This is a genomic window from Serratia sp. TSA_105.2 (assembly GCF_052692115.1).
In genome coordinates this window covers 342,318-360,770 of record NZ_JBQZFT010000003.1, presented here as the reverse complement: position 1 = coordinate 360,770, position 18,453 = coordinate 342,318, and the positions used below count along the sequence as shown (strand labels likewise).

14 protein-coding genes are annotated in these 18,453 nt (G+C 57.3%); all 14 read right to left on the bottom strand.

Features of this window, described 5'->3' with window-relative positions:
* Entirely contained in the window at window positions 1-507 is a 507-nt protein-coding gene (locus ACUTSC_RS12775; protein ID WP_142110156.1) for a type VI secretion lipoprotein TssJ, read from the bottom strand.
* Window positions 508-516: 9 nt separating this feature from the next.
* A complete protein-coding gene (locus tag ACUTSC_RS12770) occupies window positions 517-882 on the bottom strand; it encodes a PAAR-like domain-containing protein (RefSeq protein WP_038872288.1) in 366 nt (121 codons plus the stop codon).
* A 6-nt stretch (window positions 883-888) separates the two neighbouring features.
* Window positions 889-1,503: a DUF3540 domain-containing protein gene (locus ACUTSC_RS12765; protein WP_197768037.1), complete on the bottom strand. Its 615-nt coding sequence runs from the start codon at window positions 1,501-1,503 to the stop codon at window positions 889-891.
* Window positions 1,496-2,650, bottom strand: coding sequence for a pentapeptide repeat-containing protein (locus ACUTSC_RS12760; RefSeq protein ID WP_443002525.1), 1,155 nt, complete (start codon window positions 2,648-2,650; stop codon window positions 1,496-1,498). Before ACUTSC_RS12760 ends, ACUTSC_RS12765 begins: the two co-directional genes overlap by 8 nt.
* A complete protein-coding gene (locus ACUTSC_RS12755) occupies window positions 2,640-4,865 on the bottom strand; it encodes a DUF2169 domain-containing protein (protein ID WP_197772804.1) in 2,226 nt (741 codons plus the stop codon). Before ACUTSC_RS12755 ends, ACUTSC_RS12760 begins: the two co-directional genes overlap by 11 nt.
* Before the next feature lie 12 nt (window positions 4,866-4,877).
* Window positions 4,878-7,139: a type VI secretion system tip protein VgrG gene (vgrG, locus tag ACUTSC_RS12750; RefSeq protein ID WP_087763132.1), complete on the bottom strand. Its 2,262-nt coding sequence runs from the start codon at window positions 7,137-7,139 to the stop codon at window positions 4,878-4,880.
* 64 nt (window positions 7,140-7,203) lie between these two features.
* Window positions 7,204-9,789, bottom strand: coding sequence for a type VI secretion system ATPase TssH (gene tssH, locus ACUTSC_RS12745; protein ID WP_060420440.1), 2,586 nt, complete (start codon window positions 9,787-9,789; stop codon window positions 7,204-7,206).
* 16 nt (window positions 9,790-9,805) lie between these two features.
* The gene (tssG, locus tag ACUTSC_RS12740; RefSeq protein ID WP_084827572.1) at window positions 9,806-10,834 is read right to left on the bottom strand and encodes a type VI secretion system baseplate subunit TssG; all 1,029 of its coding nucleotides are present in this window, start codon (window positions 10,832-10,834) and stop codon (window positions 9,806-9,808) included.
* On the bottom strand, window positions 10,827-12,668 hold the full coding sequence (gene tssF / locus ACUTSC_RS12735) for a type VI secretion system baseplate subunit TssF (RefSeq protein WP_197768041.1): 1,842 nt from the start codon (window positions 12,666-12,668) through the stop codon (window positions 10,827-10,829). The genes tssG and tssF overlap by 8 nt, the downstream gene beginning before the upstream one ends.
* A gap of 11 nt (window positions 12,669-12,679) precedes the next feature.
* Window positions 12,680-13,126, bottom strand: coding sequence for a type VI secretion system baseplate subunit TssE (locus ACUTSC_RS12730; protein WP_038872306.1), 447 nt, complete (start codon window positions 13,124-13,126; stop codon window positions 12,680-12,682).
* Between the two features lie 81 nt (window positions 13,127-13,207).
* Window positions 13,208-13,732 (bottom strand): Hcp family type VI secretion system effector, encoded by a 525-nt coding sequence (locus tag ACUTSC_RS12725; protein WP_004935369.1) that lies wholly within the window; start codon window positions 13,730-13,732, stop codon window positions 13,208-13,210.
* A gap of 231 nt (window positions 13,733-13,963) precedes the next feature.
* Window positions 13,964-15,490, bottom strand: a complete 1,527-nt coding sequence (gene tssC, locus ACUTSC_RS12720) for a type VI secretion system contractile sheath large subunit (protein WP_019456177.1) — start codon at window positions 15,488-15,490, stop codon at window positions 13,964-13,966.
* A complete protein-coding gene (gene tssB, locus ACUTSC_RS12715) occupies window positions 15,487-16,044 on the bottom strand; it encodes a type VI secretion system contractile sheath small subunit (RefSeq protein ID WP_038872309.1) in 558 nt (185 codons plus the stop codon). Before tssB ends, tssC begins: the two co-directional genes overlap by 4 nt.
* Window positions 16,045-16,068: 24 nt before the next feature.
* Window positions 16,069-17,034, bottom strand: coding sequence for a type VI secretion system protein TssA (locus ACUTSC_RS12710; protein ID WP_060420436.1), 966 nt, complete (start codon window positions 17,032-17,034; stop codon window positions 16,069-16,071).
* Window positions 17,035-18,453: the final 1,419 nt, after the last annotated feature.

Genomic DNA, 18,453 nt, shown 5'->3' with positions numbered 1-18,453 from the left:
TCATTCATCCATTTTGTCGTTAGTCACTATGCTGAGTGACGTCATCCCCACCATCACCTTCATTTGCGAATCAGCCTGCGCGGGCGATTTTTGCTCGGCGAGCGGCAATACCCCGCTGATTTGCTGAAATTCCGCCCCCACGACGACCCATCGCTCTTGCCCCGCCGGCACCTCGAAGCGATAACGCAGCGTCTCCCTCGGTTGCAAAATGCTCTGGTGCCGGCTCAGCGCTCCTTCCGACGGCGCCGTCTCGCGGCAAGGGGCGCCATCGCCAATCCCCTCGGGCATCCACCCCGAGCGATTGGTTTCGATGACGCACACCTTGACCGGCTGCGCCTCCCCGGCCGCATTCGGGTTCACGTTGTCGTTGGCGGTCACTTCGACGTCGATAAACCGCAATCGACGCCCCGCATCGGCTGCCTCGTCGTGAGAAAACCAGCTGCACCCGCTCAGCATCCCCACCGCCAACAGTCCCCCTGCTGCGATCCCCCGGAGCCTTTTCACCATGCTGAACTCCTATGCATTAACGAAACATTTGGTCTGGCTCGGCGCGACCTGAGTGGCGACCATGTTGTTGTTGTTCGTCGTGCTGGAATCACCTAACCGCGTGACCGGCATGCCGCCGGTGAAATACTTCCCCGACCCCTGCATCGGCTGCATCTGCGCCGAATGCGTCCCCGAGGCGGCGCCGATCACCCCGCCCGAATCGACGGTGGCCACGCGAATGCTGCCGATGTTCTGTTCATTGCCGCCGCAAAGGAAATAGTTAGGCACGTTCGGTATGCCGGTATTGTTGGGCGCGGTATTCGGGCCCGGCGCCGGGATCATCGGGTCACAGCCGGCGAAGCTGATCCCGGCCGTGTTGTTGTTGGCTGCGGTCATGATGGCTTACCCCATATGTATCTGGCCGCCGTCGATCTTCAGCACCGCCGAAGACTTCAGGGAACCAATTTCACTGTTGATGACGAGGGATTGCCGGGCATCCTGAATGATGTGCTTCGCCAGCACCTCGTCGGTTTCCTCCACCCGCCGGCTTGCGTGCTTGCTGCGCACAAACAGGCGTTGAGAGATTTGGTGCAGCGTTTCGGCGACCCAGCGGCTGCTGCGCGTCAGCAGCGTGAAGTGCGGGCTGCGCAACGTCAGCCGCTTGCCGCCCTGCAGTTCGATCTCCGGCGCCACGATGCGCAGATTGGCGCAGCGGCTATCCAGCGTCATGACGGCGTTCGCCTGCTGGCGCGACAGGATCTCGGTAATGACCAATTTGTCGCCGTCGACGATGACGCAAACGCGATCGCCCGCCAGCGGCTGAACCAGGCAGCTGGTGGCGACCGCCAGGCAATGGGCGCGCATGCCGTCGACATACAGGCCACCATTGGCGTCCGCCGCCAGCGTCACCACCTTGCGCCCCCCTTGTTCAGCAAGCGGAGCGCTGCGCACCAACTGCAAAGGCGTTACCTTGGCGTTGGCATAGACCTTCTGATGCTCTCTTCTGGACTTATACATATCTGCTTACTCCTGTTGGCCGTTGATACGACGGTTGCCGCGGTCCCGGTTGTTGATGCGCATACCAGGCGTCGATCGCACTCAAGAACGGATCGGCGGTAAGCGGCACATTTTCGGCGCGATGACGCTTCGCCCCATGCAGGCGGGCGCTCTGTTGCTGGGCGGCGGTCAACGGCTGTTCCATCAGGTTCGCCTCCCGCATCTCGGCCAGCTCCATGTTGGCCAGCGCCAGATCGCACGCCCTGAACTCCGCCTGCGTCAGCATGGCGCGCCCCCAGTGGGCGCCGTTCATCGCGCATTCGCTGAACCGGGCCTTCTGCGCCTGCGCCAGGGTCAGCGTCGCGCGCTCGAAATCGCAGCGCAGCGCCTGCGCTTCGGCAAAGATCGCCGACGTCAGATCGCTGTCGGCGAACGAGCACCCTTCCAGCTCGCTGCGGTGAAAGCTGGCGCCCTGCAGCCGCAGCTGGGCCAGGTTGCAGCCCGACAGGCGGCAGGTGAACCAGATGCGCGCCTGCCCCTCGATCGTCTGCCAGCTGCATTTCTCCAGCCGGCAACTCCCCATGATGTGGCGTTCGAGGGTCGATGCCTGCCACAGGCACTGCGTGAGTTGGCAGGCATACCAATTGGCGTCCTGAATGATGTCCTGTTGGAACATCAGGTTGGTCAGGATGCTGGACTGCACGGCCAGGTGCCCCAGGCTGCTGCGCTCGACTTCCGCCCCGTTGACCTCGCACTGGATCAAACTGCAGTCGTCCAGCAGACAGTCGCCGATGTAGCACCCCCGCAGCGTGGTGTCGTTGCACGCCAGATTGCACAGCAGCCCCCGTTGCAGCGTCAGGTTGTCAAACCGGCATTCGTTGAACGACAGGCGCAGCAAGCTGCCGCCGACCACGTTGACCTGGTTCAGGGTGCAGCCCTCAAAGCGCACCGCCCTCAAATCGCATCCTTCAAACGTGACGCGCTCGAAATGGCAGTCGATGAAAAAACAGTCGCTCAGCGTCAGCCCTTTCAGCTCGCGATCGTGGAAGCGCCGCTTTTTGAAGGTTCGCGGCAGGGGCGGCGTCTGCGACACCGCCTGAGCGACCTCCAGCTCAATCACCTCGGTGTCAGGCAGGGGCTGCTGAATCACGCGGCTTTCAGTTTTCATGCGCATAGTCCCCCTGAATAATTCTGCGCGGCACCCAGCACGCCCGCTCCAGCAAACACCCGCTGAAACGGGTGCCGGCGTCCTGCCAGGTCATCGCCAGATTCGCCGCCGCCAGGTTGCACTGCTCAAATCCCGCATCGCGCAAATCGGCGTTATAAAACATCGCTTGCTGGGCGCTGCTGTTTTGCCAGCGGGCGTGCGCCAGCACGCTGTCTTTAAACCGCACGCCGGCCAGGTCGCAGCCAACGATTGCACAAGCCGTCAGGTCGGCCTCGTCGAAATTGCATTCGGTGAAAACGCTGTACTGCAGCTGACACCTCTCCATACGCGCCGCTTTCAGCCCCACTTTGGTGAAGCAGCAGTCGCTGAACACGCCGTGGGAGAAATTCACCTGCATCCCCGCCGTCATGCTCTCGATTCGGCAACGTTCGAAACGCACGCCGCGCCAATTGCCGCCGAGGAACGAGTTCTTGGTTAACGCCATATCCAGCGCCACCGCCCCCTCGGCCAGGCAGCGGTTGAAGACGCAGGCGTCCAGCTCCCCTTGCAGGAATTGCGCGCGGATCAGCGTCGAGCCGTTAAACATGCCGTTGCCAATCGCCCCGCGCTCAAAGCGGCTCGCGGTGAAATCTCCCCGCTCGAAGACGCAGTAATCGAGCTTCACGCCCTCGGCCCGCATGCCTTGCCCCTGCGGCTCTTCCAGCGTCACTTTTTCGAGCACCGCCTCTTGCCATGCGCTTTCCGCCATCAGCGGCTTTTGCAGGGTGCACGACACCATGCGGATCCGGCGCAGCGCCGCCTGCGTCAGGTTGACCGCATCAAAAACGCAGTTTTCGAAGGTGCAGTTCTCCAGAACGGCCTGTGAAAAATCGCAGCGCTCAAAACGGCATTGCAGAAAATGCTTGTCCGACAGCGCAGGGGCGCGCAACCCGGTGAAGGTTTTCCCTTCCACGGTCGCGCTAGCGGGGAAAAACGCGTCGTTGCCGTCTTCGGCGGGCAGCTCCGGCAAATCGGGCAACGTCACGGGGGCAGGCTCCGCCGCCGTCTGTTGCTGGTGCAAGGCAATCGCCTCGCGAATGCGTTGATAGAAAATGGCGGAGTCGCCCAAAGACGTGGGCGACGGATCGTAACGCAGATCGCTGGGGTGATCCGACGCCGCCTGGATGACGTTCAGCCCCATCTCTGCCGGCATCAGATCCGGATCGAACAGGAACTCGAAAGGCGAAGCGTCATCGTCGCTGCGTTTATGGTGCACCTGCCGGAAATAATCGAACGGACGCGGCGCGTCGCAACGATCCAACGCCAGCATCAGGGACTCGATGGACTCGTCCAGAAGATGCGTCAGCGGCGCATTGCCGGTGAAAATAATCAGCGCCATGTCGCTGTCGGGCAGGAACCACAGCGTTTTTCGCTGCAGTTCGATTTCCTCGAGGCCTTCGCTATCGTGGCGGCGTATGAATGCCCGCCCGCGCACCGCCGGCAGCTCGCCGCGAATCGCCTGGCTCTGTGCGCCGACGCCCTGCAGTTCGAAGGGCACCCTATCCGGCCACGCCGCTTCCGGCAGCCACTGCGCCGGCGGCGCCATCTGGTAATAGCGCCGATCGATATCGGCCGGCAGCCCGGGAAACGCCTTCTCCAGGTAGGCTTTGCTCGCGATCTGGCCCGCCACCTTATCGATATGCGCCTTGCGCAGCGAAAACTCGTGTGGCACCGGCGCCGGCGCCGCCAACGGGGAACGCTCCTGTGCGGAACCCTCGGCGGACAAGGTCATCAGCAGCGGCCGCAGCCCATCATTGCAACCGCGCCCCACCGGGTTCTCCTTGCTGTCTTTACCGCCCCAGGCCGAGGTGTGGTCCAGCGGCACGCTGAGGAACGGTTCCGCCCCCATCGCGCCGCGTCGTCCCTCGCCCTCCACCCGCCAACGGCGCTTAAGCCCGCCGATGTCGGCGCTGACGTCCAGCGTTTTTACCGGCTGCCCGACGCCGGCATGGCCGGCGATCAGGTATTCGGCGAACGGCTTCGGCTCAGCAACGTCCAACACCGGCAAACTGAGCGGCGCACGCTTCCACGCCTCCCAGATTTCGGCTTCGTTCACGAAGTGTTCCGGTCGGGACAGGTAGCATCCGGCCACGACGCTGATGCCGAGCCGGCTGTCTGCGCCGATCTGGTAACCCCCTTTAATCACTACCAATTGCTGTGGCCGTATGATTCTCATTGCCGCGCCTCGTTAGTTTTTGCTTTGCATCCCGACTTTTTTCAAATCGACGCCGGTCTCGGACAGTGACGCGCCGGTGTAGCTGATGGACACCCCCGTCGTGCTGGTGCTGCTGCCGGTATTGCTGACGCTGCTGCCGGTATTGCTGACGCTGCTGCCGGTGCTGCTGACGCTGCTGCCGGTGGTGCCGACGCTGCTGCCGGTGGTGCTCACGCTGCTGCCGGTGGTGCTGATGCTGCAGCCGGTGGTACTGGTCGAGGAACCGGTGGTGCTGATACTGCAGCCGGTGGTGCTGGTCGATGAGCCGGTGGTGCTCACGCTCACGCCGGTAAAGCTGGTGCTGCTGCCGGTCTGGCTGGTACTGACCGTGGTGTAGCTGTTACTTTCGCCGGTCATGCTGTTGCTGATGCTGGTAAAGGAGTTGCTTTCGCCGGTCATCGAGTTGGAGACGCCGGTGCAGCTGGTGCTCTGCCCGGTAAATGACGTGCTCAACCCGGTGAACGACGTGCTGACGCCGGTAAACGAGGTGCTGACGCCGGTGAACGAGGTACTGACGCCGGTGAACGAGGTGCTGACGCCGGTGGCGGTGAGGCTGACGCCGGTCATCGAGGCGCTGACGCCCTTTATCGACGCGTCAAACCCGGTGATGCTGAAGACGTAATCCTTGTAAGAAACGTGGTTGGTGAACCAGTCAGTAAAGGTGCGGCGGATGATGTCGAACTTGTCCATCCCCACCTCGGTGGCCTGGTTGCGCTCGACCGTGGTTTGCAGATCGCGTTCGGCGTGCAGCATGACGCGTTCGTTGTTGCGGTTGTCGTCGAAGGTCAGCTGGCTGGCATGCTGCGGTTTGCCGAAGCGCAGCGAACGCGACACCATCCCCGAGTAGTTGATGTATTCAGGCAGTTGATAAGGCGGTGGGTTATCGCCGTTATAAACGATACCTGTCACCATCGGGCGATCGAGATCGCCGTCGACATAGGTCACCAACACTTCCTGGCCGACCCGCGGCATGGCGATGACGCCCCAGCCTTTCCCCGCCCAGGCCTGCACCACGCGGATCCAGCACGAGCTGTCTTCCTCGGTGGTTTTGTAGCGATCCCAGTGGAAGTGCACGCGAATGCGCGCAAACTTGTCGGTATGCACTTCGGAATTGGGCGCGCCGACCACGGTGGCGCTCTGGATGCCCGGCATCTGCGGCTTGGGCGTCTCGCGCAGCGGGCGGAACGCCACGTCGTCGTTCAAGGCGTTGAAACGGCAGGTCACGTTGCGGCCGTCGCTGCTGCTGTCGGGGCCATCTTGCACGAACACATAGTCGCAGCGGGTCAGTTTGAAGCGGCGGTTGCGGTTGGCGTCCGGGTGCAAAATCAAGGAGAAGTCCTTGCCGGCCATCAACCCGACGGCGTTGCTCTCGCCAAACAGCAGGTGGCCGTCGCTTTGCATTTCTTCCAGGCGCAAACGCGCCAGATTCTCGCCGCGTTCGGTATCCACATAGCCCGCAGCGTAGTCGTACCACTCCAGCGGCGTGTTCTGCAGGCCGAGGCGGCTCTCTTCCACCTTGGTTTGCAGGTTCTTGCGCGGGTTCTGGAAGTCGAAGTCGCGCAGCACGATTTCATTCGGACGCACTTTGCGGGAACGCTGGATGCGCTGGATCCCTTCGCGGATGGCGCGGTTTTCTTCGCTGTCCGGCATGAACGGCAACACGGCGTAACCGAAATCCAGATCGTCGAAATCCTGCCGGTCGGTGATCACCAGCGTGTGCTTATCCTCGGCGTGATCGAAGTAATACCAGATGCCTTCGTCTTCCAGCAGGCGGCTGATAAACGCAAAATCCGTTTCGGAAAATTGCACGCAATACTCACGCGTCGGATAGGTGCCTTGAATATCCAGACGGTAGTCGGCAAAGCCATAGCGAGAGAAGATTTGCTCGATGATGTCGAGCACGTTCAGATCCTGGAAAATACGGCTGTTGCGGTTCTGCATCAAAAACCACAGCCAGGTGCTCAGCTCCAGTTTGTACACGAACTTATCCTGATGCTGCCCCGCATCGGACGCGCCGATCACGTAGGCGTAGAAAGGCCGCGAGCCGAAATCCGGCCTTTCTATCTGGATGCGGATCCCTTCACCCAGCAAGGATTCATAATCCACGTCCGCCTGTTCGCATTCGAATTCGAGCGAATATTGCGAGTTGCTCGACAACCCTTCTTGGGTGGTGAAGCTGAGTGGAAACGCATTTAATTCGGCTAACACCGGGTTATCAATTTCGATTAAAGGCATAACAACCTCTCTGATCCGATATCGAACCCCGCCCCGCGTTTGCGGGCCGGCGGCAAATTAAAAATCAGTCGAAATAAACACTTAAGCTATCGTTCTCGACCATGAGTTGGATATTCTGCAGTTCCTGTCCCGTCCGTTTGCGCTGCAGCACTTCATTGCTGATCGGCGGCAAGATCGCCTGCTGCAGCAGCGACTCGACCGCTCTTCCGCGCGATGGATGGGCGCTGATGCGTTTGGCGATCCAGCCTGGGATGTCGCCCTCCAGCACCAGCGACACGCCCACTTCTTTGTGCAAACGCTGCTGTAAACGTGAAATCTGTTTGGTGGCGATATGGGTTATCGCTTCGGTGGAAAGCGGCACGTAAGGAATGACGTTCATGCGCGCCAACAGCGCCGCCGGGAAAAAGCGCGCCAAGACGTCGTGCAGCATCGGGCGCAGCGCCTCGGTTTTCAGCTCCGGCGTTTCCGCCAGCGTCGCTTCTATTTCGCCGGCGCCGATGTTGCTGGTCATCAAAATAAAGCACTGGCGGAAGCTGATCATGCGGCCCTCGCCGTCCTCCATCACGCCCTTGTCGAAGACTTGATAGAACGCTTCATGGATATCGGGATGCGCCTTGTCGAATTCGTCGAGCAGCACGATGGAATAGGGTTTGCGGCGCACCGCCTCCGTCAATTTGCCGCCCTTGCCATAGCCGACATAGCCCGGCGGCGCTCCCTTCAGCGTGGAGACGGTGTGCGACTCTTGAAACTCGCTCATATTGAAGACGATCAGGTTATGCGCGCCGCCGTACATCGCCTCCGCCAGGGCGAACGCGGTCTCCGTTTTGCCGACGCCGCTCGGGCCGGACAGCATGAAAACGCCCAACGGCCGATCGTGCGCCTGGATGCCGGCGCGGGAGATCCTCACCGCCTGCGCGATTTCGTCGATCGCCGTCTGCTGGCCGAAAATCTGGCGACTCAGCAGTTGGTTGAGGTTGAGCGCATTGTCCAGATCGCTTTGCAGCATGCGGCCGGTGGGGATGCCGGTCCAATCCGACAGCACCTCCGCCACGACGCGATCGTCCACCCACGGATACACCAGCGGTAGACCGCCGCCCTGCAGCTCGCCCAACTCGGTGGCCAGCTGCGGCAAACGATCCGGCGACTGCTGCTCTGCATCGAGCAAGGTGGTGACCGCCTGCTGCTCCTGCGCCTGCCGCTGACGCAGCGCATCCAGCTCTCCTTCCATCTCGCTGAGCGTCTGCTGCAATTCGCTGATGCGGGTGAGCGCCAGATCGTCGAATTTGCTTTCTTCTTGCAGACCGTGCATTTCGGTACGCTTCACCGCCAGCCCGGCCTCGAGCGACTCGATTTTTTCAGGCTGCGCATGTTGGCTCAGCGCCACCCGCGCGCAGGCGGTGTCCAGCAGGCTGATGGCCTTGTCCGGCAGCTGCCGCGACGGCAGATGACGCAGCGACAAATGCACCGCCGCCTGCAGCGCCGACTCGCGGATCTTGACGCTGTGGTGCTGCGCAAAATGCGGGGCGATGGCGCGCATCATGTTCACCGCATTCTCTTCGTCCGGCTCTGAAACCAGCACGTACTGGAAACGGCGCGTCAGCGCGGCATCCGGCTCGATGAACTGTTTGTATTCCGACCAGGTGGTCGCCGCCACCATGCGCAGCGCGCCCCTGGCCAGCATCGGTTTCAACAGGTTGACGGCGTCGCCGGTGCCGGCCTGCCCGCCGGCGCCCACCAGCGTATGCGCCTCGTCGCAGAACAAAATCACCGGCACGGCCGAATGCGCGATGGCGTCGATCAGCGCTTTCAGGCGCGATTCGAATTCGCCCCGCATGCTCGCCCCGGCCTGCATGCGCCCCAGATCCAAAGACAGCAGCCGGGCGCCCTGCAGCAGCGGCGGCACCTGCCCTTGGGCGATCTTGCAGGCCAGCGCTTCCGCCACGGCCGTTTTGCCGACCCCGGCTTCGCCCACCAAAATCGGGTTGTTCTGCCGGCGGCGCAGCAAAATGTCGATCACCTGGCGCAGCTCCGCTTCGCGGCCAATCACCGGGTCGATTTCACCGTCGCGCGCCTGACGAGTCAGGTCTGCACACCATTTATCGAGTATCTCGACCGTCTCGGGCGCATCCGGCGCCTCGCCGAGCGCGCCGTAGCTTTCTTCTTCCTCCTCCTCGTGTTCGACAGACTCCGCCAGAATCGCCGGGTAGTCGTCGAACAGCTGCGGGATCGGCAGTTTTTTAAACTCTTCGCTCAGCCGGTACAGGCTGCGCTGCAGCGTGGGATCCTGCAGAATGCCGACCAGGATATGGATGGTGCGCACGCCGCCGGACGGCGTTTCGGCGAGCTGGCTCATCAGCAGCCCTCTTTCCACCACCGTTTCCAGCTGCGTCGACAGATCCACCACCGCATTCGTCCGGTTTGGCAAGGTATGGAGAATGCGATCCAACGCATCGCTTACGCGCTGAATATTGATCGCATAGTGCGCCAGGATCAGCGGCAAGTCGCCGCGTTCTTTGTCCACCAGGACTTTCAGCCAGTGTTCAAGCTCCACGTATTCGTGCCTGAAGGTCCGGCACAGCTTGGTGGCTTCAACGAAGGACTGATAAGCAAAGTGGCCCAATCGCGAAAAAAGACGTTCTCGTTGATACACCTTAAATTTCCTTATATTAAGTTGTTGATTGATAAACCAGCTGCCTAAACGTCCCTGTCTTAGGTTTCAGCCAGCTGTCTTTACTCAGCGACTTGCCGCCCAGCTGCGCCGCCATGCCCGGCTCCGTGGCGATCAGCAGGCTGACGTCCAACATCAGCTGATGGCTCGTGAAGTCATGGCAGATGCTCACCAGTGCCTGCAGCCGCCGGCTGCCGCGCTGATACTGCTGATAATGCGGGGCCCCCAGCGGCCCGATTTGAATATGCGCGCCGTACTGGGCATCGAAAAAGCGGCTACCGATGCGCGTGCTCCCCAGCTTGCCCAGCTTTTGGCTGCCGTTTTTTTTGCCGTCGTCGATCCATTTGGCGTAGCGCGGCGTAATTTCGATGGGAACGGCGAAGTAGGCCGCCAGCATCTTGTTAAGCTGGCGCAGCGAGCGGCGGCCCGGCAGATAAATGCCGGGGTAGGCTTCGCGCAGGCGCTGGATATGCGGGTTCACGGCCAGCGTGGTGTCGACGCCCACCGTCTGCCGCAGATGATGCAAAAACGGGTTTTTGTCATCGTCATGGTCATGCCCGATCATCGCCTTCAGCTGCGCCCAGGCCCGGTAATGCAGTACGGCGAAGCGCTGGCTAACGATGCCGACGAACTGCTGGAACGCCTGATTACGCCTGGCGATGACTTCGGTGCGCGCGTGCTCGGTCACATGGATCGGCAGCGGGCCGTAAGGGGCGAACATGCCGAAATGCCGCGCCTGAATCAGCACCTGCGTAGGGCGTTGTACGATGGAGGCGATTTCACGCGAGGCGAAGCCCATATCCGCCGGCTGGGTGATGCAGAGCCTTTCGCGGCTGCGATCGTTGGAGACGCCGAGCCGCGGCGCATCCGGCTGCGCACGCTCGATGCGCCGCAACAGCTCGAAGAAATCCTGCCGATTGGACAGCCCGCGGATTTCGGCCTGGCCCACGCTTTCGCCTTGGGCCCCCGGCGCCGGCGCCTGTTCCAACGACAGCGCGGTTTCGCGCATCAGCGACATATCAGCCATAGTAGAGCGCCCCCCAGTCGGCGTGGGTTTCCCCATCCAGCAACAGCTTCATGCTCAACGTTTGGTTCAGATCGCCGTATTGGCTCAGCGCGTGGTGCAATATTTTGCCGAACAGATAGGCGCCGTGATCGGCATGATGGTTGGCGCTTAGGTTGACGGCGATCTCGGCCCCGCGGATCCAGGCCAGCGGCCCCGGCCCCTGATTGCGTTCGAAGTGGTGCTCCACCCAGGCGTTTTTAATGCTGGCGATGCGTTTGCGCTGGCTGGAGTCATCCTGATGGCAGAACAACGACAGCCAGTCGCGCAACAGCGCCGAGCAATCCTGCACGTCAGGGCGCGCATGGCGCAAAGGATTGGAGGCCAGCATCTGGATCGCTTGCCACGCCTGGCTGATGTTAGGCACCGCGACAGGGTTGCTCGGATAGCGGACGATCTCCACCTGGTGGATCGGCATCGCCGTTTCCAGCTGAAAATGCGGTTGCTGCAGGTGCGCAGGCACCAGATGCCGTTCGCAGACCAGCGCCTCAACGCTGAGCGACGTGATGTCATCGATGTCGATGCCGCTTTTGCCCGGCGAAATGGCGATAAAGGTATCTTCGTTGGGCAGGTGCGGGTTGTTGTATTTGGATGGCGACGGTTCCCGGCGGCGGTGCAGCGTATAGCCGGCCGGCTCCCGCTCGCAGTCGTAGTGCACGTCGGCCTGCAGCGAAGAGAAAATCACCGGGTTGCCGTCGGGCAGCATGCCCTTCACCTGTTTGACGCTATGAATCTCATACAGCGAGGTGTTCAAACGATCGACCACCAGCTGATGCTCCGTGCGCTCTCCCGTCAGCAGCACCGGCGAGCAATGGCGGCGATACAGGTTGATGACCGGGGTCGCGAAAAGATGAAAATCCCTGGCGTTGACGCGACCGATCAGCGTTAGCGGGCGTTGCTCAAGCGCGAACAAAATCTCGAACTCATGGACGCGTTCACATTGGCGCAGAAAATCCCGCACGCCATGCAGCTCCAGGCTGAAGAAGCGGCTCGGCGCCGCAAAGTACTCGCGCATCAGGCGGTTGCCGGGCAATTCCCCCACCGCGGTGGGCAACAGCGCCTCTTCGTCGCCGACGCCGCCCAGACGCAGGCTTTCCGGTTGCAAGACTTTGATGACCGGCCGATCGTCGCTTTTCGCCCATAACACGATGCGCAAGGTGCGATTAAGCAGCGCGGCCATCAGCTGGTTGGCCCGCACCGTATCTTCCGCCAACGTCAGGTGCAACGGCTCGAGATCCAGTTCCGAGACGGGCAACACGCCGTGCGTGGTCAGGCCGATTCTGACGTAGGCCGAACAGTCTTGCATATGCCTGGCGGCGCCGTCGGGCAAATGGTGAGGCGGCAAGATTTCGCATTCCGCCAGTGCAATCTCAACGGGCTGCACTTTAATATGCCGCGCCGTGGTGAACGTGGCGGGTTTGTTGTTCAGCGAGATATCGTTGAGGGTCATGCGGCTCCCGCGCGGCAGGTCGACCTGGCTGTGCCACTGAGGGAAAGAGAGATCGGGCTTAATCGCGACGGTGGCGATCGCGGGAACCGGCGTGTACCACAAGGGCGCCAGGCGCGAAAGCATTTGCAAGGCGAATTCTGGCTGCTCGTTGTTCAGCTTTTCCTGGATGCGGGTGCAAAGAAAAGCAGAGCCCTCCAACAGGCGCTCGACGAAAGGATCCAGCACGCCGTCGATATGCATGCCTAAATGCTGAGCGACCTGGGGATGCGAAGAGGCGAACTGACGGCCGGCCTCGCGAAAATAACGCAGCTCATCATTATATAATTGGAGAAAGCGCTCACTGAACATAGTCACCTCTATTAATCAAATACGTGTACGGCGCCACAGGAATAATCAAGAGCTATGCGCAAATTCACCAGCATTTCGTCACCCGGTAATGAGCAGGTGCCATAGATATCGAATAAGATCGCCAATACATACGATTGACGCTCATTCACTACCGGCACCACGCGAATCGTTTTCGGATCCAGCCGTGGCTCAAAAGACGTAATGATTCTTTGTATATGTCTCGCCAGCGTTAGCGGATCGGTATTAATCGGTATTCGTTGGCTCAGCGACGGCAGGCCATAATTCAATACCGAGCTTTCGCTGTGCGCATAATCGTGAAGTTTTAAATCTGCGCTGCGCGATGCGTCATTCAATAAGAATTCGATATCGCGCACCAGGACGCGCCGCCAATTATCGGCGCTGCCGCTTTGACTTCTCACGCTGAGCTTATCGAATAGCATGGGTAATGACGCTTTCATTTAACACCTCGCGGTAATGAGTGTGTCTGCCCGCAAGATCTGCGGGCAGACGGCCTGCAATAAGTGTTACGACATCAATGATCAGATGCGGGCGTTAAGCTTGAGGTCATACCCCGTCTTAATCACCGCACCCATGGAGCCATCGTTGTTTTGCTCTTTGTACTCAACTTCGATACGTGCGAAATTCAGCTTGATAACATCGGTTGGCAGCACGGTATCGATTTCAGTACCGATGGTGGAGTTCAGCGGCATATTACCCACGGTTTTGAATGAGGAAACCAGGCAGTTACTGAAGGTCACGGCAATAAAATCTTGCTGACCCTGGCCTGATTTACGGCAAACAAGTTTTGCCTGAGGAATATGCTCGCCGGTGGCGCACATCAGAAACAGCTTCGGCGAAGCCTTATTGCTTACCATACGGAATTCAAAGTCTTTCATTTCGACTTTGCCGGAACCACCGCCGCTGCCGAATCCCCAGCGCCCGGCATTTTCCTCCGCCCATTGCCAGGCTTGCAGCTGAATCCATCCCGGATAAGTTTGGTCAGGGGATTCACCGTCAACACCTTCAATCTTCAAAAAATAGTCTACTAAAGCTTTAGTGCTCATTTTTGTCTCCTTGACTGATAGGTCCTACTACGTTAATTGAAATGTCTACTCAGATAAGTCGTTATATTGCCTACGCAATCATTGAAATAGCGACAATGGGAACCCATTAGCCATTAATAAATAGCCATGACGCAGAGAATAACGCCGCTAAATTTCAATGAAATATCAGTTCTCACCCACGCCATTTAATAATTAACGTCGGCAATATCCAAACCAATGACCAGCCGTGACTTATCTGCTCCCATCTTTTTTGGCTGACGGAAGTTTTGATACCAATCGCAAGGACACGGTCATGCCTTCCAACTGGTAATGCGGGCGCAAATAGAAATGTGCGCGGTAATAACCCGGATCGTCTTCAACATCCTCAACGCGAACTTCGGCGGCGGCCAATGGACGACGCGCTTTCGTCGCTTCCGTCGACACGGAAGGATCGCCATCCACGTAATTCATCAGCCAGTCATTCAGCCACAGCTGCATATCGTCTCTGGAACGAAAAGAACCGATTTTGTCGCGTACGATGCATTTCAAATAGTGTGCAAAGCGGCACGTGGCAAAAATGTACGGCAGCCGGGAAGAAAGCTTGGCGTTGGCCGTCGCATCCGGATCTTCATATTTCGCCGGGGCATGCATGGTGCAAGAACCGATAAAGGCGGCAAAATCAGAATGTTTGCGATACACCAAAGGCAAGAACCCGGCGTCTGACAGCTCTTGCTCGCGCCGATCGGAAATGGCGACCTCCGTCGGGCACGTCAGCTCATAACCGCCCTCATCGGAAGGGAACGCGTAGGCGGGCAATTCCTCCACCGAGCCGCCGGATTCGATGCCGCGGATTTTCGAACACCAGCCGTACTCATGGAAGGCGCGGTTAATGTTGACGCCCATCGCATACGCCGAGTTGGCCCAGGAGAAATCATCATCCATATCCGGCCTGACGGCCTCCTCGAAGGCGAACTCTTCGATCGGGTTGGTCTTCGCACCGTAAGGCAAACGCGACAGGAAACGCGGCATGGTCAGCACCAGATAACGCGAATCGTTGCTTTCGCGCAGGCGGCGCCAGGAAGCGTATTCCGGCGTAGTGAAAATCTTGCCGATATCCCGCGGGTTGCCCAATTCGTTCCACTTGCTCATCTGCAGCAGCGACGGCGAAGCGGCGGAAATAAACGGACAGTGCGAGGCGGCGGAAATTTTCGCCAGCTCAGTCAGCAGCGTCACGCTCATCGGGCTGTGATCGAACTCAAAATCGCCGATGATGCAGCCGAACGGCTCGCCACCAAACTGACCATACTCTTGTTCATAAATTTGTTTGAACACCGGGCTTTGATCCCAGGCCGATCCTCGGTAGCGCCGCAGATTGCGCGTCAGCTCATCCTGGCTGATGTTCAATACCCGAATCTTCAGCGTTTCGCTGACGTTGGTGTTATCGACCAGATAACTCAGACCTTGCCAGGCGGACTCCAGCTTCTGGAACTCCTTATGGTGCAAGATATTGTTCATCTGCTGCGAAAGCTGCTCGTCGATCTGGGCGATCAGCGATTCAATGGTCAATACGACATCCTGGCTGACCTTGACCTTGCCCTGGTTGGCATATTCGGACAGCGTGCCGATGGCCCGACGAACCGCTTCTGAGGCCTCGTTCGTTCTGGGCCGGAACGAACGCTTGAGCAGACCGTCAAGCTCGTTTTCCGTTTCCTGTGTTTCAACTTCAGCGACCGCCGTTGCCTGCTGCTTAGCTGAATAGCGTCGTTGCCTCGCTCTCATTCCTCATCTCCTTTATTCCCGGAATCCTGCACATCCTGTTCCGCATCCGCGACCGTTTTACGTGCATCCGTCACCAAACGATGCAGAAAATCGGGCTTCTCCAGCAGATTCTTCACCACCTCTTCCGCGCTGGATTTGCCATCCATATACGTGATCAGTTCCGTGAGATGTTCGCGGGCCTCAAGCAGGCGTTGCATCTGCGGAACCCGTTTGGCGATGGCGCCGGGCGAAAAATCCTCCATCGATTCAAACTCTAATTCCACGTCCAGCAGCGCATCGTCCTCACTCAAGGTATTCTCCACGTAAAATTGAAGACGAGGTTTAATGGCCCGCATGCGATCGTTGAAATTGTCCTGATCGAACGTCAGGAATTTCCGCTCTTCGATCGGCAGCAAAGGTTTTTTCCGATGCCCAGAGAGATCGGACATGACCCCCGTGACAAAAGGTAACTCTACTTTCTTTTGAGAACCGTAGAGCTCTACGTCATATTCAATTTGCACGCGGGGCGCGTTATTTTTACCGATAAATTTCTGAGAGCTTGAGTCCTTAGCCATTGGAAAACTCCTTTGTGAGAAAAATTACTTCCCGGACAATTGATTTAACGAGGCCAGAGATTCCGGCAAAAGCTCCTCAACAATCGTCGCGAAGTCCATACCGATCATTTTTTGTGAACGTCGAATAAGAATGGGGGCCGGATGGCTGGGCTCATAGTTTTGGAAATAGTCCAAAACCTGGTCCAACAGCAAGATGACATCCTGCCGGGAACGGATATATTTGCCAGGCAGGGTGGCCGGCGCCTCCGCCGCTTCCGCGTCGGCCGGCGCAGCGCCGATCTCCTCCGGCAATTCCTGCTGTTCGAGAGAGAGCAGTTGGCGGCTGAAGAGCGCTAAATAGTCGCGTACCTGGCGGCAGTCCAGCCGGTAATCTTCAGCCTGCAGGTTGGCGTAGTTTTCCACGCGCTCAAGGGCATCGATTCCCTGCGACAGCTGTTCTTTTAATGACGGCATATTTCTGCCGGCAAAATAGCTGTCAGCCTGCCCCAACACTTTCACCACTTCCGAAAAATGCAGGCTTTTGCCTTCCTGCTCGTCCATTCGCATATTGAGCAGTTCATCGGTGGTTAATGGCGTATCGGGGAAGATCTTGCTGTTTTTGATTTCGTGCAGGCAGGACGAGGTGGCGAGCCAGCCTAACGCGGCCGCATGGAAGCTGTCCGTCGCCGGCTCCATATCGGCCTGAGGGAAAATGGTGCTCCCCTCTTCGGCATATTTGCCGTCGATAGTCGTGATGCCTTGATAGACAGCCGAAAAACCATCGATATGAAGGTTAGCGCGCATAAACCACAGCACGACATGTAAATCGAAGCACTGTTCAAGTAAGGCGGCGGATTGCTCGCGAATAGCATGCCAATTGATGTCGCGTGCATTATCCACGGCATTCAGCGGATCGGTTTGGCTGTCAAATTCCGATAACGTGAATTCAATTTCACTGTATCGAGGGTCAAATTCGACGCCGTTAACTGCTGTTGAGATGACTTCATTCATGGCCTGATATCCTTTTCATCAGCACTACAAACATAAAGCCTATAAAAATGGGCTTTTACATTCGCCAGTCTTTCCCAGAGTCCTTTTAGCGTAATTAGTCGTCACCAAGCCCGCAAATTGTTTAGATGTATTAATATTAACAACAACAATAGATTAAACCTATCAATAAAAACTCAGTGATCGGTTTAAACTATTTTACATTTGCATATTTATTTTTTCATTTTAAAATCAATAAGTTACAAACAATAATTATGCAAGCTAATAATAGGAAAAAAATCAAAAAATGCCCTAAAAACAACGTTTCTCCGTTGGTAGGATAATTCCAATAAAACCTCAGAATACAAATAATTTAACAATCCAATGGTAACTATGGTAAATAGTGAAATTTTTTCATACAAGCATGACAGTCATTCGTTTCTTGCGATCGGGTAGCACGCAATGATCATGAGAACACGATGACAGTGTGACTTTCATTTCCAGCACTCAGTACTTACAAATGCGAAACCTGGTGTGAAAATAAACAATTTGGCGAGAGTTTTGATTATTAATTTTAAAGCTTAGGTTCTGAGTTAACATTCCGCCGTGGCGCACCTAACACGGTATTGGCGCGCAAACAGCTGGGTTGATAAAGCACATTTTTTATAGTTAACCCAGGGTAATGATCAGATTAACTTAAGATTCATCCCCCATTCACCGACGTATTCTTTTACGCCAGGCCAGCACTGAGTCAGCATCTAAAAAATCGCCGGGTTCGATAAAGTGGTATGAATAATATCATTTCACCTGCCGGCAAAATAACCACTTCAATCTTGTGACAGCGATAGCCCCGTTATGGCAGCGATCCACTCCATGCTCAAGGGATGTTTTCCTAACTGATAAGACCACTAATTTGATACTAGCAAAGCCAAAACCAATATCAAGGGAAATTATTATTTTTTTAATAAAAAATTAACAAATTAATATACAAATATCAAACAATTCAGTAACTTGAAAAATCAGTAATTCTATTATTTTTGGTCTGATAAAAATAGTTCACCCAAGTTTACAGCCGATCATAATGCCACTCATAAAATCAGTCGGAATCTCTTCACCGTTGAATTCACATCAAAAAAAAAGGGAAAAACCGGAAATAAAAGCAGCATGCGACATTCCTTCCCACAGGATCAACTTTCGCAAAACAAAATAAGCAAGATAATTCCCAATAAGATGGCGAAAAAGAACCGCTAATTAGTTAGCGGTGCAAAATAAAAACAACATTAACCCTATAGAGTTACACCACACGTGCGTCGTCGATTTTTATTAAGGAAAAAAACCTTATTGATCTTTATGTTGCCGCCATCCTCACACAGTGCCGCAACCGCGCCTCTGGGGGTAAAAACAGACATAAAGAGAATGTGCAGCGGCATAACCTGGTAACGC